Origin of the sequence: Rhizobium cerradonense (assembly GCF_030182455.1) — a bacterium.
Taxonomy (GTDB): domain Bacteria; phylum Pseudomonadota; class Alphaproteobacteria; order Rhizobiales; family Rhizobiaceae; genus Rhizobium.
This window is the reverse complement of record NZ_JAQJCK010000006.1, coordinates 1-19,958: the sequence shown is the minus strand read 5'-3', so window position 1 is coordinate 19,958 and position 19,958 is coordinate 1. Positions and strand designations below refer to the sequence as shown.

General features: G+C 59.0%; 20 protein-coding genes and 5 pseudogenes. 15 read left to right on the top strand and 10 right to left on the bottom strand.

Annotated features, from left to right (window positions below):
* Nucleotides 1-61 precede the first annotated feature (61 nt).
* Nucleotides 62-985, top strand: a complete 924-nt coding sequence (locus PH547_RS15325) for a LysR family transcriptional regulator (RefSeq protein ID WP_285168754.1) — start codon at nucleotides 62-64, stop codon at nucleotides 983-985.
* Nucleotides 986-1,039: 54 nt separating this feature from the next.
* On the opposite strand, the gene PH547_RS15320 is transcribed toward PH547_RS15325, so the two are convergent.
* The 3 genes from PH547_RS15320 to PH547_RS15310 form a co-directional block, all read right to left on the bottom strand.
* Complete coding sequence (locus PH547_RS15320) at nucleotides 1,040-1,576, bottom strand: cupin domain-containing protein (protein ID WP_285168753.1); 537 nt, start codon at nucleotides 1,574-1,576, stop codon at nucleotides 1,040-1,042.
* Nucleotides 1,577-1,647: 71 nt separating this feature from the next.
* Entirely contained in the window at nucleotides 1,648-2,763 is a 1,116-nt protein-coding gene (locus tag PH547_RS15315; RefSeq protein WP_285168752.1) for an alcohol dehydrogenase catalytic domain-containing protein, read from the bottom strand.
* Nucleotides 2,764-2,982: 219 nt separating this feature from the next.
* Nucleotides 2,983-3,714 (bottom strand): GntR family transcriptional regulator, encoded by a 732-nt coding sequence (locus PH547_RS15310; RefSeq protein WP_285168751.1) that lies wholly within the window; start codon nucleotides 3,712-3,714, stop codon nucleotides 2,983-2,985.
* Nucleotides 3,715-3,900: 186 nt separating this feature from the next.
* Between PH547_RS15310 and PH547_RS15305 the strand changes: the two genes are divergently transcribed.
* The 6 genes and pseudogenes from PH547_RS15305 to PH547_RS15285 form a co-directional block, all read left to right on the top strand.
* Entirely contained in the window at nucleotides 3,901-4,764 is an 864-nt protein-coding gene (locus PH547_RS15305; RefSeq protein WP_285168750.1) for a fumarylacetoacetate hydrolase family protein, read from the top strand.
* Between the two features lie 90 nt (nucleotides 4,765-4,854).
* Nucleotides 4,855-5,757 (top strand): VOC family protein, encoded by a 903-nt coding sequence (locus PH547_RS15300; RefSeq protein ID WP_285168749.1) that lies wholly within the window; start codon nucleotides 4,855-4,857, stop codon nucleotides 5,755-5,757.
* A gap of 21 nt (nucleotides 5,758-5,778) precedes the next feature.
* Nucleotides 5,779-6,666 (top strand): alpha/beta hydrolase, encoded by an 888-nt coding sequence (locus PH547_RS15295; RefSeq protein WP_285168748.1) that lies wholly within the window; start codon nucleotides 5,779-5,781, stop codon nucleotides 6,664-6,666.
* Nucleotides 6,663-7,718 (top strand): Ldh family oxidoreductase, encoded by a 1,056-nt coding sequence (locus PH547_RS15290; RefSeq protein ID WP_285168747.1) that lies wholly within the window; start codon nucleotides 6,663-6,665, stop codon nucleotides 7,716-7,718. The genes PH547_RS15295 and PH547_RS15290 overlap by 4 nt, the downstream gene beginning before the upstream one ends.
* Nucleotides 7,719-7,791: 73 nt before the next feature.
* Nucleotides 7,792-7,962: pseudogene (locus tag PH547_RS33835) on the top strand (SRPBCC family protein); the annotation flags it as partial.
* 126 nt (nucleotides 7,963-8,088) lie between these two features.
* Nucleotides 8,089-8,673, top strand: a pseudogene (locus PH547_RS15285) (dihydroxyacetone kinase subunit DhaK); the annotation flags it as partial.
* A gap of 48 nt (nucleotides 8,674-8,721) precedes the next feature.
* Here the strand turns inward: PH547_RS15285 and PH547_RS15280 are convergent.
* A pseudogene (locus PH547_RS15280) lies at nucleotides 8,722-9,548 on the bottom strand (RtcB family protein); the annotation flags it as partial.
* On the opposite strand from PH547_RS15280, the pseudogene PH547_RS15275 reads away from it, so the two are divergent.
* The 3 genes and pseudogenes from PH547_RS15275 to vapC all read left to right on the top strand — a co-directional run.
* Nucleotides 9,542-10,210: pseudogene (locus PH547_RS15275) on the top strand (recombinase family protein); the annotation flags it as partial. The pseudogenes PH547_RS15280 and PH547_RS15275 sit on opposite strands and share 7 nt — an antisense overlap.
* Before the next feature lie 124 nt (nucleotides 10,211-10,334).
* Complete coding sequence (gene vapB, locus PH547_RS15270; RefSeq protein ID WP_285168746.1) at nucleotides 10,335-10,556, top strand: type II toxin-antitoxin system VapB family antitoxin; 222 nt, start codon at nucleotides 10,335-10,337, stop codon at nucleotides 10,554-10,556.
* 1 nt (nucleotide 10,557) lies between these two features.
* Entirely contained in the window at nucleotides 10,558-10,977 is a 420-nt protein-coding gene (gene vapC / locus PH547_RS15265; protein WP_285168745.1) for a type II toxin-antitoxin system tRNA(fMet)-specific endonuclease VapC, read from the top strand.
* Nucleotides 10,978-11,432: 455 nt separating this feature from the next.
* On the opposite strand, the pseudogene PH547_RS15260 reads toward vapC, so the two are convergent.
* The 6 genes and pseudogenes from PH547_RS15260 to PH547_RS15235 all read right to left on the bottom strand — a co-directional run.
* A pseudogene (locus PH547_RS15260) lies at nucleotides 11,433-11,835 on the bottom strand (RtcB family protein); the annotation flags it as partial.
* A gap of 73 nt (nucleotides 11,836-11,908) precedes the next feature.
* Nucleotides 11,909-12,562 (bottom strand): MFS transporter, encoded by a 654-nt coding sequence (locus tag PH547_RS15255; protein WP_285168744.1) that lies wholly within the window; start codon nucleotides 12,560-12,562, stop codon nucleotides 11,909-11,911.
* Nucleotides 12,563-12,681: 119 nt separating this feature from the next.
* On the bottom strand, nucleotides 12,682-13,524 hold the full coding sequence (locus tag PH547_RS15250; protein ID WP_285168742.1) for an aldo/keto reductase: 843 nt from the start codon (nucleotides 13,522-13,524) through the stop codon (nucleotides 12,682-12,684).
* Nucleotides 13,525-13,564: 40 nt separating this feature from the next.
* The gene (locus tag PH547_RS15245) at nucleotides 13,565-14,059 is read right to left on the bottom strand and encodes a YybH family protein (protein WP_285168741.1); all 495 of its coding nucleotides are present in this window, start codon (nucleotides 14,057-14,059) and stop codon (nucleotides 13,565-13,567) included.
* Between the two features lie 116 nt (nucleotides 14,060-14,175).
* Nucleotides 14,176-15,156 carry a quinone oxidoreductase family protein gene (locus PH547_RS15240; protein ID WP_285168740.1) on the bottom strand — a complete coding sequence of 327 codons (981 nt, stop codon included), beginning with the start codon at nucleotides 15,154-15,156 and terminating at the stop codon, nucleotides 14,176-14,178.
* Nucleotides 15,157-15,231: 75 nt separating this feature from the next.
* Nucleotides 15,232-15,987 carry an SDR family oxidoreductase gene (locus tag PH547_RS15235; RefSeq protein ID WP_285168739.1) on the bottom strand — a complete coding sequence of 252 codons (756 nt, stop codon included), beginning with the start codon at nucleotides 15,985-15,987 and terminating at the stop codon, nucleotides 15,232-15,234.
* A gap of 101 nt (nucleotides 15,988-16,088) precedes the next feature.
* Between PH547_RS15235 and PH547_RS15230 the strand changes: the two genes are divergently transcribed.
* The 5 genes from PH547_RS15230 to tnpC all read left to right on the top strand — a co-directional run bounded on the left by PH547_RS15230 (nucleotide 16,089) and on the right by tnpC (nucleotide 19,908).
* Nucleotides 16,089-17,027: a LysR family transcriptional regulator gene (locus tag PH547_RS15230; RefSeq protein ID WP_285168738.1), complete on the top strand. Its 939-nt coding sequence runs from the start codon at nucleotides 16,089-16,091 to the stop codon at nucleotides 17,025-17,027.
* A gap of 129 nt (nucleotides 17,028-17,156) precedes the next feature.
* On the top strand, nucleotides 17,157-17,375 hold the full coding sequence (locus PH547_RS15225; RefSeq protein ID WP_483315549.1) for a hypothetical protein: 219 nt from the start codon (nucleotides 17,157-17,159) through the stop codon (nucleotides 17,373-17,375).
* Nucleotides 17,376-17,424: 49 nt separating this feature from the next.
* On the top strand, nucleotides 17,425-17,904 hold the full coding sequence (gene tnpA, locus PH547_RS15220) for an IS66-like element accessory protein TnpA (RefSeq protein ID WP_285168737.1): 480 nt from the start codon (nucleotides 17,425-17,427) through the stop codon (nucleotides 17,902-17,904).
* Entirely contained in the window at nucleotides 17,885-18,238 is a 354-nt protein-coding gene (gene tnpB / locus PH547_RS15215) for an IS66 family insertion sequence element accessory protein TnpB (protein ID WP_285168736.1), read from the top strand. Before tnpA ends, tnpB begins: the two co-directional genes overlap by 20 nt.
* A 71-nt stretch (nucleotides 18,239-18,309) precedes the next feature.
* A complete protein-coding gene (gene tnpC / locus PH547_RS15210) occupies nucleotides 18,310-19,908 on the top strand; it encodes an IS66 family transposase (protein ID WP_285168735.1) in 1,599 nt (532 codons plus the stop codon).
* The last annotated feature ends 50 nt before the right edge of the window (nucleotides 19,909-19,958 follow it).

Genomic DNA, 19,958 nt, shown 5'->3' with positions numbered 1-19,958 from the left:
TCTGCCAATTGGGTGGATACGATAGAGGTCATCGAGAAATTTGATGACCTGGAGGCGTCCTGTGATTCCAGAAGATCTAGCGCAGATCGATCTTAGATCGATGCAATTGCTGGTGACCGTTTATGACGCCGGTTCCTTCTCGGCCGCCGCCATGCAGATGGACGTCAGCCAGTCAACGGTCAGCTATACGATCGACCGTCTAAGACGCGCATTCGGAGATCCACTGTTCGTTCGCCAGGGCAACCACATCACGGAGACAGACAAGTGCCGAGATCTCGTCAGCCATGCGCGCGAGGTGGTCAACCGCATGCTGGCGATCGCCGTTCCGGCGGAATTTGATCCGGCGACAGCGGAGGGCGTGATGACACTTTCGTGTAACCACCATGAGCGCTTCCTGCTGATGCCGGCCTTCATCGAGGCGATGCGTCGACTTGCGCCAAATGTCGTCGTCAACATTCTGGAATCGGCGGTTAACGGCAAGCAGCAGCTCAAGGAGAATATCGCCGATATCGTGCTCGGCCCCGTCCGCATCCTAGGGGAAGGCTATTTTCGCCGGCACATTTTTTCGGATCACTATTCCTGCGTCATGGATCCCTGCAACCCGCTAGCGGAGGGAGAGATGACGCTGGAGCGCTTTCGGGAAGCGACCCATGTGGCGGTCACGCATAACGGCCAATGGCAAGCGCTCTACTTCAGCGCCTTACGCGAGCGCGACATTGTGCTGAATCCGCAGCTCACGCTTCCGAGCCATGATAGTCTGGAACTGATGATAGCCGGAACCGATCTCGTCGCGACTATCCCGAACCGTCTGGCCACCACCTACGCGGGGCGGTTGACGGTACGCCGCTTCCCCATCCAAATCCCGATCGAGATCGACATGTATTGGACGGAGCGGACCCACCGTTCGGGACTCCATCGTTGGGGCCGCCAGCTTCTCGCAGATGTCGCAAGAGCGGAGGCGCCCGAGCAAACGGCGCGTTCCTGAAACACGAAGGCGCCGGGAACTCCCGGCGCCTTCGCAGTCTTGGGCAAAGTGCTTTTACTTGGCGCCGACAAGCACAACGGCGATCGTCGCCGGATCGCCGGTCGGATTGCGCCAGGCGTGGCGGGCGCCATGTTGGACGAAGGTATCGCCCGGCTTCAGCTCTACCGTCACACCGTCGTCGAGTTCGAGCGTGATCGTCCCGCTGATGACAACGCCATAGTCGAGAGTCGGCGTGGTGTGCATGCCCGGATTCTCCATCTCGAAATGCTCGATGATACCAGGAGCCGCGACAGCATGTTCCGGCCCCGCAAGCTCCGGCCGGAAATCCGGGGACATCATTACGGCGTCCGGTGGGAAGGTGATCAGGAAGAATGTCGAGGAACCCGCAGACGGATGGAGGAGCGTGCCACTTTCCTCCATGGGATCTTTGCCATCATAGGGCAGTGAGGGCGGCGTGGCCACCGTCCATATGGGCGCCGAAACGAAACCGGGCGTGTGTTCGAGCGCCATTTCGCGCGGTGATGCGCCATCGCTGACGACCACGGATTTTCCGGATGCATTTTTGGCCGTAACGACACGTCTGAACGTCATAAAATCCTCCCAATAACGAACTGGAGAAACGGTGGGCTCCCCGTCTGGCAAGGAGAAACCCGCGAAAGCCATCAGGGGCAGATAACGTAGTTCGAAAAACCGCCGTGGCGTTGCTCGATACCGGAGATGGCGCTGTTGACGTCCGCAAGCGGGAAGCTTTTCGTTTCGAAGATCGACAGGTCAACTATGCCGGCTGCCACCATATCCGCCATCTCCTGGCCTTCCGCAGTGGTTAGCCAAGCGGAACCGTAGAGTCGTTGGTTGCGGTCCATCAGTCGGTGTACGTCGATTTCGACCGGCCCGGCAATCGCGCCGATGTCGACTGCAATGCCGCCGCGTCGCATGCTGAGCAGGCCTTGGCGGAAAGTATCATGCCCGGCACCCGGACCATTGCAATCGAGGAACGCGTCAACACCTTCACCGTCGGTCTGCGCCATCACCCAGTCGGCGACCCCGCCATCCTCAATCGAGAAAATGTCGATACGGTTCGGTGCAAGAGACTTGATTTCCTCAAGCAGCGCCTTGTTGCGCGCGGTAATGAGGAGCTTCTTCACATTCAAGGCAAGGCCGAAAATGACCGCGCCGATACCGAGCGTACCCGTGCCGCCATTGACCAGAATCGTATCCCCCGGGCCGGCGTTTACCTTCTTCAATGCAGAATAGGCCGTACCGAGGTAGCCGAGGCGGGCGGCCTGACCATAGTCCATATTGTCGGGGATCTTTACGATCGCGGAGGCCGGAGCAACCATGAATTCACTAAGTCCGCCGATCGGATAGTCGGTAAAGGTCTGCATGGCGTGTTCGGAGAAGCCGAAATAACCCTGGAACGCGTAGTGCTTGCAAGAAATCGAGTCGCCGCGGCGACAATGGCGGCACGAACCGCAACTGCGGCCGGGATTGACATAAACACGGTCGCCGACTTTGAGGCCATGGACCTGCTTGCCAACACCGGCAATTTCCCCTGCCGGGTCGAGGCCGAAGACAGCCGGAAGCGGCGGTTGCGGCATGTGCGGGAACCACGTCGGCCAGTTGGCAAGTATGTTGTGCAAATTCGGTACGATGCCGCAGGCCTTCACATGGACGAGAACATCCATGTCGCCCGGAGTCGGCATTGGCAGTTTCTCGATCTTCATTTCCCCGCCGATGGTGTGCATGCGGGCAGCGGTCATGGTTTGGGCAATCGTCATCAGTTCCTCCTCAGCATCGCCCCGCAGGCCGGGGCGTTCCTCCACCTGAGAAAAGTCGTAATCGCAAAATTTCGAAATTTCAACTGATTTCGTAAAAACAAAATATATCAGACATTACTCTCTAATGCGCAGCGTTCCCGCGGGTTGCTCGCAACACGGCATCCCACGGCAATTCCGCAAGTCAAATCAAAGTTCATGCAAGATCATCGGGCGTCGCCTTCATTCGGCGGCAGAAAGCGACTTTCGCCTTTTGGGCGCAACAGGCTTCAGTTCGGGGAACAGGTGCCCGGCATGTTCGATGACGTTTTCGGTTGTCTCGCGAATGTGCTGCTCAATCAGCCTGAGGGCGTTTTCCTCGTCGCGATCGAGTGCTGCGTCGACGATCATTTTGTGCTCAGCCCCTTTCTCACGCCAATAGGGTCTGAATTGCGAGGACATTCGCCGGTAACGATGCGCGCGCTCGAAAAGCTTGCTCCTTATCTCCAGCAGCACAGGCGATGCACACGCCGAAACCAGCGCATGATGAAACTCGCCATGTACGGCACTCCATTCCTCGGAGAGGTAGTATTCTCGCCCCAGCCGCTGCTGCAGCTTATCCATCCGATGGTAGGTCGCGAGAATGTTGCCTTCCCAGCGGTCGTCACCGCGCCGGACCGATTTTGAAAGCGCTTCGCACTCGATCAGAACGCGGACGTTCGTCAGATCATTAAGATCGGCGATGGAAACTGGCGCGACCACAAAGCCGCGCTGTCCTTCGGCGATAACGAGATTTTCCGCAGCAAGTCGCGATAGCGCCTCCCGCAGGGTGGAAAAACTGACGGCGTACATAGTGCGCAGGGTTTCGAAGCGCAGCTTCTCTCCCGGCTTCAACACACAGTTGATGATGTCCAGTCGCATGCGTTGCAGCACATCGCCGGCGCGCGTCTCGCTCCCTGCCTTCCGATCTTCCACCAGGCTCTCCCGATCAGCTCTCCCGCACGGCGCACATGCAGGTCATCCTCCTCAGATATGAAAAATTTCGAAAAAAATCAATATCGCTGAAATTTTCCACCCGTTGAGCCTTTTCCGGGGCTTGTCACATCACCGCGGCTCATGTTTACGATAATTCACCGATTTTCGAAAATATGTGAGGGCTTATTGCGATATTTGAGTTTTTCGCATGGAGGAGAGGTCAGCTTCGGTTGCGTCGTTGGGAACGCGGTCACCGATCTCAAAAGGCGCAGCAGGCTGCCGGACCTCGCGAGCTACATAGCACTCAACGCGTCGAGTCTCGGTAAGGAGACGGACCTTACCGCGGATTATGCGCTGGCCGACATCCGCTACCTACCTGTCATCCCCAATCCCTCTAAAGTTCTGTGCGTGGCAACCAACTATTGGGAAGCCGAAAACGAAGGCAGGGAGAGACCTGATTATCCCCTGACTTTCTCGCGGTTTGCCGCTTCGCAGACAGGTCATGGCGAAGCTTTGCTGAAGCCGGATCTCTCCCAAAAGTTCGATTATGAAGGTGAGCTCGCAGTCATAATTGGCAAGGCCGGTCGGCGAATTGGTGAGGCAGACGCGCTTTCGTACGTAGCAGGTTATAGCTGCTTTAACGACGGCAGCGTGCGCGACTGGCAGAAACATTCAACGCAATTCACACCGGGCAAGAATTTCTTTCGGAGCGCGGGCTTCGGCCCGTGGATGATATCAGCAGATGAAATACCGGATCCGACGGGGCTTTCTCTCAAGACTCTGGTGAACGGCGAAGTTCGCCAGAGCACTAATACCAGCCGGTTTATCTTCTCGATTCCCTGGCTAATTGCCTATTTCAGCCAATTCACCCTCCTGGAGCCCGGCGACGTCATTGTCACCGGCACCCCGAGCGGTTTCGGTTCGTCCCGCACGCCGCCTTCTTTCCTCGAGGATGGCGATGTAGTCGAAGTGCAGATCGAGCGTATCGGAACGTTGCGCAACGTGGTGGCAGGTGACTCAGGCGGCTGTAATAATTTCGATATTCTGTAATATTTCGAAATAACTTGCGAAGACCTGATATCTGGCGTATCAAGGCCGCAATCGACAAGCTTTGCATGAAATCCAAGGGAGGAGCACAAGATGCACATCGCGCACGCCGTCGGCCACATGAAGGTCAACGTCTCGGACCCGGATGCCGTGATCCGCGATTCCACGGAAATTTTGGGGCTGAGGGTCACCCATCGCGACGAGGGCCAGACTTGGCTAAGCTCCAACGGGCGCGCAGCCGAGTTGGTGCTGATCCACAACGACGAAAACTCGGCCCATACGATCGGTCTGGAAGCTCTTCACGTGGACGACGTGGAAGAGGCAGCCTCGCGTATCGAAGGTACCGGCTGCCGTATCGTTTCGCGCGAGCCGAGCCTCTCGTGCATGGATAAAAGCGTCACCTTCGTCACGCCGGAGAGCCTGCGTTTCGAGATCCACACGCCGGTTCGCAACGACATCAAAGGGCAACGATTCTCGACAAACGGTATCATGCCGCGACGCATTGACCACATTAACCTGATTTCGCCGGAGCCGGCCAAGACCCGCGCGCAATTAACCGCAATTGCGGGGATGCAGCTGTCCGAACGCATGGTCAACGATGCTCTGAGCTGGATGTATGGCGGCAATCGACAGCACCATATCCTCGGCGTCGTCAAGGGAAAGGCCGCCGGCTTGCATCACGTCTCCTTCGAATTTACCGAATTCAACATGTATTGCCGCCTCGGCGATATTCTGGACCGCTTCGACAGGCAGTTGATGTGGGGCCCAGGCCGTCACCGCCCGGGCGACAATACATATGCCTATTACACCGATGCCAGCGGCATGATGATCGAATGCTCGGGTCCAATGTCGCACATTGCCGACGACGAGCATTTCGAGCCGAACATGATCACCAATCTCGATCGGCCTGGCAACGTCCGCGACATGAACGTCTGGGGCACTCCGGCGCCGCTTGAGTGGCGCGAATATTTCCATCCCTTCACCAAGATCGTCTGACCGAATTCGAGGTAAGAGACCATGCAAGAAAAACTGACTTTCATGTCGGATGGACTGAAGCTTTCCGCAGTCCTGCACATTCCGGACAACCGAAAGCCCGGCCAGAAACTTCCAGCCTTCATCGTGTGCCACGGCTTCGTCGGTTCGAAGGATGAAAGCCATGCGCAGATTCAGGCCGAGATGATGGAATCTTTCGGCTACGTGGCGTTGCGCTTCGATTTTCGGAGTTGCGGCGAGAGTGAAGGCGAACGTGCGCAGGTGCGCTGCTTCGATCAAGTGGCGGATGCCAAGAATGCGCTGACCTTTCTTGCAACTCGAGAAGAGGTCGACCCGAACCGTATCGGTATCACCGGTCATTCCTTTGGCGCCGCGATTTCCGTCTATACCGCCGGCGTTGACGACCGCGTCGCCTGCTGCCTTTCTTCCTGCGGCTGGGGCAATGGTGAGCGCAAGTTTCGCGGCCAACATCCGACTGAAGAATCCTGGAACAAGTTCATCGGCATTCTGGAAAACGGCCGCAAACATAAGCAGGAGACCGGTGAGAGCCTTTGGATGTCACGTTTCGACGCCGTTCCGATCCCGGAAGCGCTGCGCAAAAATCTCTCTCCGAAGGCAATCATGGAAATCCCCGTCGAAACGGCTTGGTCCATGTATAATTTCCGCGCCGACGACGTCGTGGCTAACATCGCACCGCGGCCGCTTCTGCTCTTCCACACTGCCAACGATATCATCACGCCAACGATCGAATCCGTCCGCATGTTCGAAAAGGCCGGCCAACCAACTGAACTGATGTTGATCGACACGACCGCCCATTTCCCGCTTGCGCCGAATGATGCGCCCCGCACCAAGGCGATAATGAAGGGATGGCTCGACAAGTTCTTCCCATCGCCGCTGAGTGCCGCGTCATGACTGAGGCTCCGTCGAAGAAGGTGATTTCGAGCGAGGTGCTTAAGGATTTTTCCGCAGGTCTCCTGGAGGCCGGCGGCTTCAGCCCTGCTTATGCCAGGCAATCCGCAGAGCTGCTTGTCTGGGGAAACCTGCGCGGCGCCGATTCCCATGGCGTACTACGCATTCCACGCTATCTCGAGATGGTCGAACTCGGCATTGTCAAGGGCGGGGCCAAGCCGAAGGTCGCGCGCGAATTCGGAGCCATCGCCCGCATCGACGGGGATCTGGTCCCAGGTGCGTCAGGGATGTCGATGGCATCAGACAAGGCAGTGGAGCTCGCCGGCAAGTTCGGTATTGGCCTCTGCGAGATCACGCGTACCAGCCATTCGGGAGCTATCGGTTATTTTGCCGAGAGGATCGCCAGGACGGGTATGATCGCTATCGTCATGTCGGCATCCAAGCCTTTGATGGTCTATCATGGTACACGAGGGGAGGGCGTTTCGACCAATCCGATCGCGATCGCCGCCCCCACAGGCACAGATTCCGATCCGCTGCTTTTCGACATGTCGACCGGCGCCGTGGCGCTCGGTAAGGTCATGGCCGCTAAAGATGCCTGCAAACCCATTCCTGGAAACTGGGGCGTCGATGCCGAGGGTGTTGCGACCACCGATCCCGCCAAGGTAAAAGCCGTTCTGCCGATGGCAGGACCAAAGGGTTCCGGCCTGTCGCTCATGATCGAAGTGCTGGTGAGCCTACTCGGCGGCAACGCTCTCATCGCGCCGGCTTTGGGTGAGAAGAAGGACAATGGCTTTAATGGACTGGCGATTGCCATAAATCCTTTGGCATTTGGCCTCCCTGGGCCTCTAGATGGGGATATTGCCGATCTGGCAAGAGCCATCAAGGCGCTGCCGCCAGCAGCGGGCGTCGAAGAGGTGTTCCTACCTGGTGAGCGTGGGTTCACGGCGGCAAAAAAAAATCTTGCAGTAGGCATTTCGCTGGCCGCTGGAACAGCCAAACGGCTTGCGGAAGAGGGTGCCCGGCGAGGCGTGCCGGTGCCCACCGAACTCCTTTAAGTGACTACGCCCAGCGGTCGATGGCCGTTGGCATTCAATCCACTCTGGGCGATGGTCGACGGCGTTCCTTTTCTTGAAAGATTTTCCGTTGCTTGTCCCGGAAACTGAAATCACGATCGATGCGCCACCACAGCTTGTCTGGAACGTTCTTGACGATTTGAACCACTATTCTGAATGGAATGAGGTTCTGCCCGAACTGAAGGGATGGACCACCGTCGGTGAGCCGGTCAAGGGCATTTTGCGCCAGGGCGCGCCGGTGCCAGATATTCCGATCGCCCCGACTATCCTGCGCATCGTCGGCGCCCGTGAACTTAGGTGGCTGAGCCAGGCACAGGACCCGAAAGCCTTCTACGGTGAGCACTATTTCGTCCTTCAAGCATTGGATGGTGGCCCACCCATCTGGTCCATGGTGAGAGCTTCAGCGGGACAGTCGCGGAAGAACGCTGGTCACGAGCTCGCTCACGCAGGTTTCGTCGGAAAGGGGATGCTCATCGCGGCTGATTGTGGAGACGTGTTTGTGTCTCCCAGCGTCGATGCGATTCTCGCCGGTATCCTAGCGGTCACCGGACCGGCCGGCTGCTTGCTCATTGTAAAGAATTATACCGGCGACCGCCTCAATTTCGGCCTGGCGGCCGAACGCGCCCGCGCCTTCGGTTTGAACGTCAGCATGGTGATCGTCGACGATGACAGCGCGCTGCCCGATCTGCCGCAGTCCCGCGGCGTGGCCGGAACGCTTTTCGTTCATAAGATCGCGGGTGCTCTGGCAGAGAGCGGTTCAAACCCCATGTTGTCCTCGTCAACAATCTTGGCGGCACGTCGATCCTGGAAATGTCGGTCGTAGTTCATGAACTCGCCCAATCGACCATCGCGCAAGATCTCGCACATCATTGGGCCGGCTGCGATGATGACGTCGCTCGACATGCAGGGCTTCTCCATCTCGGTCTTTCCCGTGCAGGCGCCCGGTGCGTTGCGCCGCGAATGCATCGATTAGGCCGAACAGATTGACGACGAGGCCGATCTGTGCCGAGGTGTATTTGTCAAAGGCAGGGGTTGCGCCCTTGCCGTGGTACAACAGTCCGTCCGACTTCCGGAATACGAAATTATGTTCGTTCCAGAAGCGATCCGCGACCTTGGCCGAGAGCTTTTCTGCCGCCATGTCGTGAAGGGCATAATGGTTTCCTTCGTCCACTGGCGGATCGTCTGCAGTGCTGACCAGTAGAGGTCACCTTCCTCGGTGTCTGCCGGGATTCAGGCATTCTCCCTATGGGTCTCAGGCGAGAGCCGCTCACGAAAGCGGTTGGCGATCTTCATGCCCTTGTCATAGAGCCGTGCACCCGGCGCTCGCGATCCATGATGAGTGACGAGTGCCGTTTCGCCGGTCGACTTCATGGTGCCGACATAGGCGAAATGATTGCCGTCACCCTGGGTCGCGAAGTGCTCGATACCAAGGCTGAGTGCGTTGTCGCCCAGATAAGGGTTCTGCTCGAACGCCGAAAGTGTCGCGTCGGAAGGCTTTACCTGTGCGCCGCGCGCGCGTCCACCCGGACCGAAATGCTTCACGGCATGCACGGCATCCAGGAGTGACTTCGGATCCACGCCCGGAAAGATCGAGATCGCCATGGAGCAGCAGATATCGGCTGAATGCATGCCGGGGTGGATTGCTTCGGAAGCAACCACGCCACCAACCGGAATTATCCCGACCGGGCCTGCCGGGCAGGCGTCCGGCATGATCGCCGCGGAGCGGACAACGGGTGTGCGGACCAGCGCGCGCATCGTTGCGTTGACCTTCTCGACATTGTCCTGTTCGAAGGCGTTTTCGGCGCGAATATCATCTTCTGCAGGTGATCGAGGATCTTAAGGGGTGGGGGATCCATTTCTGGTCGCTCCGCGATCCGATCGACACCTCCACACCGCAGGGCATGTTTTCCTTGCAGGTGCTCGGCGCCGTCGCCCAGCTCGAAAGAGCGCTGATCTCCGAACGTACGAAGGCGGGCATGAAAGCTGCCAAAGCGCGAGGCAAGCTCGCTGGCAATCCAGGACTACGGGAGCGCCGGCCGGAAGCCAGGCGCGCTGTTTCGAAGGCGCGCCAAAAGGCATACCTCGACGAGCTCGTCTCTTCAGCGCAAACTTGGTTGCCAACTGTGCGGCAGCTCCGGCCTCAGCACAGTTGGGAGAACGTGGTGCGAATCCTCAATCGCCGCGGCTACGAATGGACCGTTGAGCGGCTGCGCCGTGCGGTCCATAGCATGGTCCGTGAAAAACTGGCGGAGCCGGAACTGCTAGCCCGCTCTCCACGCCGCGCTCCGCAGGACCATCTGATGACGCTTGTCGCTGCGATCTCGATCGCGGATCCCGATCTGTCGCTCCGCGACATTGCAGCGCAACTGGATCAGATGGGGGAACGACCCGCGCGTGGTGGACGGAAATGGCAGCCATCGTCCGTCAGGGCACTGTTGGACGAAGCGCACCGATTCGGCCTTCTTAGCAGATGATCCTGGCTCGTTCTTCCTGTCTGCTTTAATTGAGCCAGCATGCTGACCTCGATCTCGCGTATATACGCTTGACATATACGCGGCCGAGATATACATTGTGTATATACCTCCTGGAGGCCAGATAATGTCACGAACCACCATCTTTCAATCAAACCGAACCCAGGCAGTCCGTCTGTCAAAAGATGTCGCTTTTCCCGACAATGTGAAGGAAGTGGCAATTCTGCGAGATGGCAACCGCCGTGTAATTGTACCAGCCAACAGCATCTGGGATGATTTTTTTGATGCGCCCGGTGTTGATCTCGGCGAGCGGAATCAACCTGCAGCACAGGTCAGGGAAAGTTTCTGACATGTTGCGCTATATGCTCGATACCAATTTGTGCATCAGGCTCCTTCGTGACAGGCCGAAAGGCTTGCGCGATCGTTTCAATGAAAATGCAGACGCACTTTGCATTTCAACAATCATCCTGAACGAGCTTCTGTATGGCGCCGAAAAATCTGCCGATCCCGTGAAGCATCGTTCCAGTGTCGAGAATTTTGCTGCCCGTCTCGTAATTCTCCAGTTTGACGAGGCTGCCGCCGCCCATGCTGCGAATATTCGAGCAGTTTTAGAGCGAAAGGGACAAATGATTGGCGGTTACGATGTACTTATCGCCGGACACGCCAGAAGTGCCGGGCTTTCAATCATAACCGGGAACCTGCGTGAATTCACACGTGTTGACGGGTTGATCGCTGAAGATTGGCTTCCCGAAAATCCACACTCCAATTGAGTTCTAACAAAGTCGAGGGGATATCCCAATGTCGAAACGAGATATCCATAGCTTGTGAATATTCGTGAGGAAAGTTTTGTACGCAGTCGAGTCTATCGCTTTTTGGTTTGACGGCCCGAACCTCCTTGCCCTTCGCAACTCGTGGTGGGGATCATCGGATCGAACATCTATGGAGAGATTGCCGCGGAAAGTTCTGCCGAGATCGGAAACGATTTCTATTTCGCAAGCTGCCCTTGCAAACTGACAATGGAAACCCGGATGGTGGAGTGGAGTCGGCGAGCCACTTTCGAGGCATTGCATTGACCTGCATCATCCGATCGATTGCGCCTCGATAGTATATAGCGGAAAGACCGAAAGCGGCGTTGTCAGGGACCACCACTAAACTAGCTCCGTTGTTGCAGTTGCAGGCTTAGTTCATCCCAGGGGCAGGCAAGCCTGGTTGCCTTCCCCAAGTTCTACTGACGCTTCTTGCGCCAGGGTGCGTTCTTCTGCCAGTCCCCGGCCATAATGCTCCCGTACGGGATCACTTTCATCGATCACTTCGGCCAGGCCGTAATGCTCGATCTGCGCCCGCACGTTGGCAGCGTTCTTGTAGGCGCTCGGCAGTTCCGACGCATCCGCAAAACCGGAGAAGAAGCGCACATCGAGCCCGCTTGTTTCCTTCTCCAGAATGGCCGCGATGTTGTTGGGGCTAAGCCCACGCGAATCCGCCCCATATTCCGTCGACAACTGCCGCATATGCGCCGTGCGCGACACGTTGCGGCCGGCACCATGCGGCGAGAAGCCGAGACCGTGGACGGCATTGGATCCACGAACGATCAGGACCGGTTCCGCCATGTTGAGCGGAATGATGGTTAGAGAGGCGAACTGAGGAGGAAGGTCAGCCCTGATCAGAACATCATGAAAGCCACGAAGAGGTTGGCGCCGATGATCAGCGTGGCCCGTGCCGGCCGAGACCCGCAACGGCGCCGACGATCGACCGGAGGAGTTGGCCGTAGGGAACGGATTGTCGCCGCCCGTCGTCAGGCAGCTTCTTTGCCAGCACTGTGGCAAAGACGATATTGATGACGGCCGCGGCGATGTAGATCGCACGCCAGCCGAAGGGGTCGGCGACGAGGCCGCTCAGAAAGCGCGATAGCATGATACCGATCAACATGGTCGATGCGATCGCGCCGATCACGTCGCCCCTCTGGTCGCCGCGCGCCAGATCGCCCGCGAGCGGAACGAGCAACTGGCCGGAAATGGTGGTCACGCCGAGTGCGGTCAGGCCGCCGAGCAACGCCCAATAGCCGGGTGCAAAGGCACTGAGGAGCAACGCCAGCACGGACAAGCCTATCATTATGGGGATGAAGCGTCGGCGATTGAAGGCGTCGCCCAGGGGGACGAGCAGAAGGACGCCCACCCCATATCCGAGCTGGGTCACCGTGACGAGCGTTCCACTGGAGGCCACGGAGATATTCAGGTCCGTCGCGATCTCGGTGAGTAGCGGCTGTGCCCAGTAAAGGTTTCCGACCGCCGAAGCGCCGGCCAGGGCGAAGAGCAGCGTCATTCCTCGAGACATGCCCCCGGCAATCTGGGTGTCCATTTTCTATAACCTCGTAAGCCGGGATGACTGTGTGGATGGCGCTATGCGCGGGAGTCTTGGGGTTGAGCCGCTAAGCCCGACCCGCGGGCCGGCGTCTGCACGTCTATTGTTTGTTGCCGCTATGCGAGCGTGAGGAGAAGTTCGAGCATGCGGGGATCCTGATGGGTGAATCCAGCCAACGGCTGTTGTCGATCGAAGCTGCCGATGATGCTCATCTCGCCTTCGCTGAGATGGAAGTCAAAGATGTCTATATTCCCACGTAGGCGCGCGACGCGCGTGCTCTTCACGACCATGGTGACGTCACGCTGAACAAGCCAGCGGAGAATGACTTGCGCCACGGTCTTGCCATGCGCGGCCGCGATGTCCGCCAGCGCGCTGCTGGTCAGGACCCCCTGATTGCCTTGGGCCAGTGGTCCCCAGGCCTGAAGAACCGTACCGTGCCGCTTCAGCAGTGCCAGGGTATCGACCTGCTGGTTGAGCGGATGCGTCTCGCGCTGGTTCACCGCCGGAATGACGCGGTTGTGAGTCACAAGATCGAGGAAACGGTCGGCATAGAAGTTGGAGACGCCGATCGCCCGAACTCTGCCTTCGTCCAGAAGCTCCTCCATCGCCCGCCAGGCGCCGTAGTAGTCGTTGAACGGCTGATGCATCAAATACAGATCGAGGTAGTCGAGCCCGAGATTGTCCAGCGAAACCTTGAATGCCTCCCTGGTTTTCTCGTAGCCGTAATCCTTGAACCACAGCTTGGTCGTGACGAACAGATCCGTGCGGGCTACGCCCGACTCTGCCAGTGCGGCCCCCACCGCTTTCTCATTGTAGTAGCGGGACGCCGTGTCGATCAGCCGATAGCCTTCCTCGAGCGCAACGGGCACCGTTTTCCTGACCTCGGCATCGTCCATCCTGAACACGCCCAGGCCGAGCTTGGGCATCTGCACTCCGTTGTTGAGCGTGACATATTCCATTGCCGATCCTTTCTGTATCGGTTGAAGCTGAGCCTGGCCGTCAGTTCGCCGGCGGGGTCGGGTTGCTGTTGAAGATGTCGGCGATGACTTTCCACTGGCCGCGGATCTTCTGCCAGACGAGAACATACTTGCCCTTGTCGGTAATCGGGCCCTGCGGAAGCGTTGCCGCGAAATCATAAGTGCCGCGATCATGCGCGAGATCCCCCGACGCCGAGACGACCACCTGTTCGGGATGCAGGCTGAAGGCAAGGTCTTTCAACTGGAGCTGGCGCGTCCACCGAGCGCCGATCGCTGCGTTGCCAATGACGGCGGCTTCGCCCGGCGCCAGCAACACGGCATTATCGGCGTAGAGTTGCTCGATCGCCGCCGCATCCTTGGCCTGGAGCAGCCCGGCCCAGCGCTCATGGATGGCATTGATCGCCTGCTTATCGGCTGATGTGCCGGCTTCGGTGGCAATAGCCGTTTGAGCGGAGCTCATCGTTGGGAGAGCGGGGCTCAGTAGGATGGCGGCCGCGAGAATGAGTGCGTTGCGCATGAGTTCTCCTTGGTTCACGAGGATGATGTTGCGTTAAAGTCAGAGACGGCGTTGCTCGGGACAGGAGCATCGGCGGGCTCAGCCGTCTGCCGAGGCGCAATGGCGCCGGTATTTGCTCAGGGGATCAGGTAGAGTTTGCCTTTAGCCCGGCGGTTCTCGATGTCCTGGTGGGCATCTGCCGCACGATCGAGCGGATAGCCGGTTGCCTCGTCCAGCCGCAGCCATCCGGCTTGCACGGCAGCGATTACATCGGACGCCCGCTTCTGCAACTCTGCCGGATCGGCCACATATGCGAACACCGACCCACCGGCGAGGCGCAGACCGCGCTGGGTTAGCAGCGTCGGATTGATCGCCGGAATAGGCCCGGAAGCGGCGCCGATGGCCACCACCGTTCCGCCACGACCAAGCGTCGCGATGGTCTTGAGGAGCGTCTTTTCGCCCAATCCATCGAATGCAAGGTCAACGCCGTTGCCCCCGGTAAGCCTGGTAACTTCGTCGGCGAAGTCATAGTTGTCGCCGTAGACGATGACGGCATCGGCGCCCAATGCGCGAATGCTCTCCGCCTTGCTGTCGCTGGACGTCGTGCCGACGACCCAGGCGCCGAGATGTTTCAGCCACTGGACCAGTAGCTGCCCCAGGCCGCCGGCCGCCGCATGCACCAGCACGCGGTCGCCGGCACGGATATTCCGATACTCGTGGACGAGATAGTGGGCGGTCAGGGCCTGGAACAGCAGACCCTCGCTGACCGTGAAGGTGTTCGGGATAGGGATTGCACGTTCCGCGGAAACGACCGCCTGGCTCGCATAGGAGCCGCGTGCATCCATCCAGGCAACACGGGCGCCTACAGAAAGACCGGAAGACGTTGCGATGCCTTCCCCCAACTCCAGAACACGGCCGACGCCTTCAAGGCCGGGGACAAACGGCAGCTCGATCAGGTGGACCCGAGAGGCGCCACTGCGTTGCGTGAGGTCCAGATAGTTGATCCCGGCGGCTTCCACTTCGACCAGAACCTGACCGGAGCCGGGATGCAGGTCCTCGGTGGTCTCGGCGACCAGTTGCTCAGGCCCGCCGAACTCCGTGATTGCGATGTGTCGCATGGCATTTCTCCCCGGGCATGCCGCCCGTTCGACTGGAATGGATGTTGCTCGCCAGGATCCCGGCGCGAGGCGGCGTTAGAGCCGGGAGCCGCCATCGATGTGAAGGACTTCGCCGTTCATGTAGCCGTTGGTCATCAGGAACACGGCTGCGGAGGCGGTCTCCTCGGCGGTGCCAAAGCGGTGAAGCGGATGCTGTGCTTCGATTGCGCGCACAAAGCCATCCCTGGCTTCGCCCATGGTCTTGCCGAGGAGCGGCGTGTCGATGGGACCGGGCGACAGGGTGTTCACACGACGCGGAGCAAGCTCGAGGGCCAGGCCGCGACCGAGCACTTCGACCGCAGCGCAGGCGCTTGCGATGATCGCGGTGCCGTTGCCATCAGGGCGGTGCGTCAGGGCGCCGGAGACCAGTGTGATCGAAGCGTCCTGGGCCAGCTTGTCGCCGAGCGTGCGCAGAATATGCACGACCGACCAAATGCGCTCCTCATAGGCGAGGCGGAGGAGGCTGATGTCGGCTTCGAGAACCTTTCCCATAGCAAACGATCCCGCGAGCAGGACGAGATGATCGACCTGTCCGACATCGGATAGCGCTTCGCGGATCGCTTCTGGATCGGTCACGTTGGCGGCCCGCCAGTCGGCAAAGCCATGTTGCTCCGCGGCGCGGCGCGAACGGTCCCGGTCGAGCCCGACCACGGTGACGCGAGCTCCAGCTGCCTTCGCCTGGAGCGCGGTGGCGAGGCCGATACCAGAAGTCCCGCCGAAGATCAGGATGTGCTTGTCTTCAAGGGGAAGTCGGGCTTCGTTTGCTTCCGCGGCTGCAATGGTCTGCGTCATGTTCTTGGTTTCCGGTTCTGTCGTCGATTGCGATGACCCGAAAGATAGACCTTGGCCCTACGTTTGATAATTATGCCCAGTATCCTTATAATAGTGCCGTCATGGAACAGATCGGAATTGACCGCCTCACCGGGATCATCGCTTTTGCGCGTGCGGCTTCGCTCGGCAGCTACAGCGCTGCCGCGCGTTCGCTGTCGATCTCCCCGTCTGCTGTCAGCAAAAGCGTTCAGAGACTGGAGGAGCGTCTTGGCGTGCGCCTCTTCGCCCGAACCACGCGATCTCTGACCCTCACCCCGGAGGGGCGTGACCTGCACGACCGGGCACTAAAACTCCTGCATGACGCGGAGGAATTGGAACAGGTGGCCGTGGCCGCGCGGGGCGAGCCTTCAGGCATACTCAAGGTCACGGTCTCGGTGCCGATCGGGGTTCATCTGATCGCCCCCAATCTCGCGCGCTTCAGGGAAAGCTATCCTCGGCTGGCTGTCGATCTGCGCGTGAGCGATGGGTTCGCAGATCTCATTCAGGAAGGCATTGATATTGCGATCCGGGTGACCGGCACGGAGGATTCACGGCTGATTGCACGGAAGCTGGCGCCCAATCGGGTGGGCGTCTTTGCTTCGCCCGGCTATCTGGAAAAACGGGGGCGGCCCGAACGGATCGAAGACATCGAGGGGCACGAATGCGTCAATGTCCGCCTGCAGAGCAGTGGACAGCTCATAAGGTGGCCTTTTCGGGTCGGTAAACGTGTGGTCGAGATTCTTCCGACGGCCGGTCTCGTGTTGGAGAATACCGATGCTGCCGCGGCCGCGCTCGTCGGCGGCGCGGGAATTGGCCTGTCGCCCACCTATATCGCTGCACCATTCGTGGCGCGTGGCGAACTCGTCCCTCTCCTGGTCGACCATTGGGTCGAACGAAACCACATCACCGCCCTTTGGTCGGAGAGCCGCAAGGGAAATCCGAACGTCCGCGCGTTCGTCGCTTTTTTGCGCGAACTCTTTCCCGATCCGGCGCCGTGGGACGCGATTGCGGGCGTAACCTGACCAGGTAGGGCAGTTTCGCCATGTTGTTTGGCATTTAAACGTGAGAATGCGACCGCTTCTTTGGGAGCGGGAAAAACGTGGGGGTAAGGATCTTCAGGTAATCGGGTGCCTTTTGTGAAAGGGCCATTCGTGACAGCGCAATTGCAGATGATCGTCTCGGTAGAGTTTGTTGGGATGGACGGCGTTCTGCAGCGTCGCGAGGTTGCCAACGTCGAACGGATTGTCGATGTGGCCTGTCTCGATAATTTTGGCCTCTCCCTGGAAGAAGGCAAAGAAATACAGCGGCGCCTGCAAGGGAAACTGACGCAGTTTCGTAAGCGCGCGTTTTGCGGCACCTTTTGGCATTGAAAGATGTGAGGCATGAGGTGTGCACCAGAAAAGAGGTGGACACCATATTATGGCCAATGAGGATGAGAAACTTCGTGTGAAGCTCGTGGGTCGGGACGGGCGGCGGAGCTTTGATCGGCTGTCGAAGGCACGGTTGATCGAAAGTTGTTTGCAGCCAGGCACGTCGGTCGCGCAACTTGCATTGGACCATGGGATTAATGCGAACCTTCTTTGGAAATGGATCCGCCAACATCGGCAGGCGAAACAGGAGGCGCTGTCGAGTTCGCCAGCTTCCTTGCCAGCGTTTATTCCAGTTCAGATTGGGTCGACTGAGGTCGTGTCGAGCCCGGATGATTGCCGCGCACTGGACCTGCGGCCGGATAAAGCTTCCGTCCGGCTGTCGGAGCCAGTGGGAACAGGCCAACTCTCTTCACCAGCCAGGCTGAGCGCGTCACTGCCGAACGGCGTGAAGGTGACGCTGGAATGCGGCGATGCGTATGCGGTGACGGCGATGATCGGAGCGTTGTGCAATGTTCAGACTGGCCGCTGACGTAAAGGTTTACCTTCACCGGCAACCGATCGACTTTAGGGCCGGGATCAACAGCCTCGCGATTTTGGTCGAGCAGTCTATGGGCCTCAACCCGTTCGAGCGGGCGGTGTTTGCCTTCTGCAACCGTCGTAAAACCCGGATGAAATTGCTGTTTTTTGATCGATCGGGCTTTGTGCTAATTTTGAAAGCGCTGACCGAAGACAGGTTCCGCTGGCCCCGGCGACAGGAGGCTGTGGTGTCACTTGATGTCGAGCAATTGCATTGGCTGCTTGACGGCATTGATCTCGACGCGATGGTCCGCCATCCAGTGCGGCAATATGAATTTGTCGGGTGAATTCGGCACAAACGCAGAGCGTTTGTCGCGGGGCGGTTGACGCAGAGGGCCGGTTCAGATTCAAGAATGCGATGACGAGAACTGGCACCCCGACCGTTGAAGAATTGATGGCGCTTTTGGCGGCGAATGCTGCCGAGATTGCCGCGCTGAAGGCCGAGAAGGATATCCTTGCGCAGCGCGTCTTCAAGCTCGAGGAAGAGCTGGCGCTGGCGCAGTTGCATCGTTTTGCGCCGCGCAGCGAAAAGCACGTGGATCGCATCTTCAACGAAGCCGAGCAGGCCACCCTTGAGGGGGACGAGGGCTGCGACCTCGCCGACGCGGCGGTTACCATCGATCTTCCGGACACGGGATTGCCGCAGACCGACAAGCCGGAACGCAAGAAACCCGGCCGCCGGCCTCTGCCGGCAAACCTGCCGCGCCAGCGCGTCGAATATGACCTCGCCGACGATCAGAAGGTCTGCCCGTGCTGTAGCCACCCGATGCATCGCATGGGCGAGCTGGTGACCGAGCAGCTTCATATCGAGGTGAAGGCGAAGGTTCTGCAGAATGTCCGGGCCAAGTATGCGTGCCGCAACTGCGACCGGACCGGGATCAATACGCCTATTGTCATCGCGCCGATGCCGAAGCAGCCCTTGCCCGGCAGCATCGCCACGGCCTCGACGCTTTCCTTCGCGCTTGTTCATAAATACGTCGATGGCACGCCGCTCTATCGTCTGGCGCAGGCCTTTGAGCGTGCAGGCGTTCCTGTCAGCCGCGGCGCTCTCGGCCATTGGGTGATCGGTTCGAGCGAGAAACACCTCGTTCGCATCTATGACGCGCTGAAACTGCGGCTGCGATCGCAGACCGTCATCCATGGTGACGAGACCACAGTCCAGGTGCTGAAGGAAGAGGGCAAGGACCCCACCAGCATCTCTTACATGTGGGCATATCGTAGCGGCGAAGACAGTAAACAGCCGATCGTGCTGTTCGACTACCAGCCCGGCCGCGGACAAGAGCATCCGCAGGCCTTCCTTGGCGACTACCGCGGCATCCTGATGAGTGACGGCTATCAGGCCTGGCGCACGTTGAAAGGTGCCACGCATGTCGGGTGCATGGCCCATGCCAGGCGGCGCTTTGTCGATGCCCTCAAGGCGCGCAAGAAACCCGGTGGGCCTCCGGCGCAGGCCCTCAAGTTCTTCGACCAGCTCTACCGGATCGAAAGGCAGGTGCGGGACGAAAAGCCCGATGACGGCGAAACGCGAGATCATTACATGCGTCGCTTTCGCCAGAAACACAGCATCCCGGTGCTTTCCGCCCTCAAGGAATGGCTCGACAAAATCGCGCCAAAGGTCGTGCCCGACACCAAACTTGGCGATGCCGTTTCCTATACGTTCAATCAATGGGACTATCTGACGCGCTACACGGAAGACGGCCGAATGCCGATAGACAACAACATTCTCGAACGGGACATCAGAATTTTTTGTACCGGACGAAACAGCTGGCTGTTCAGCGACACACCTGCCGGCGCCAAAGCCAGCGCCGTCATCTATAGCCTGATGTTGACTTGCCGGGCCTGTGGCGTCGAGCCATTCGCATGGTTGAAATACGTCCTCACCGTACTGCCGCAGCGTCCAAACGACACCGATATCGAGGACCTGCTGCCCTTCAACTTCAAAAAACAGACCGCCTGACGCGCGCCCCTTCGAGCCACTTTACGGCGTGCACCCAAATGCGCGCTTAC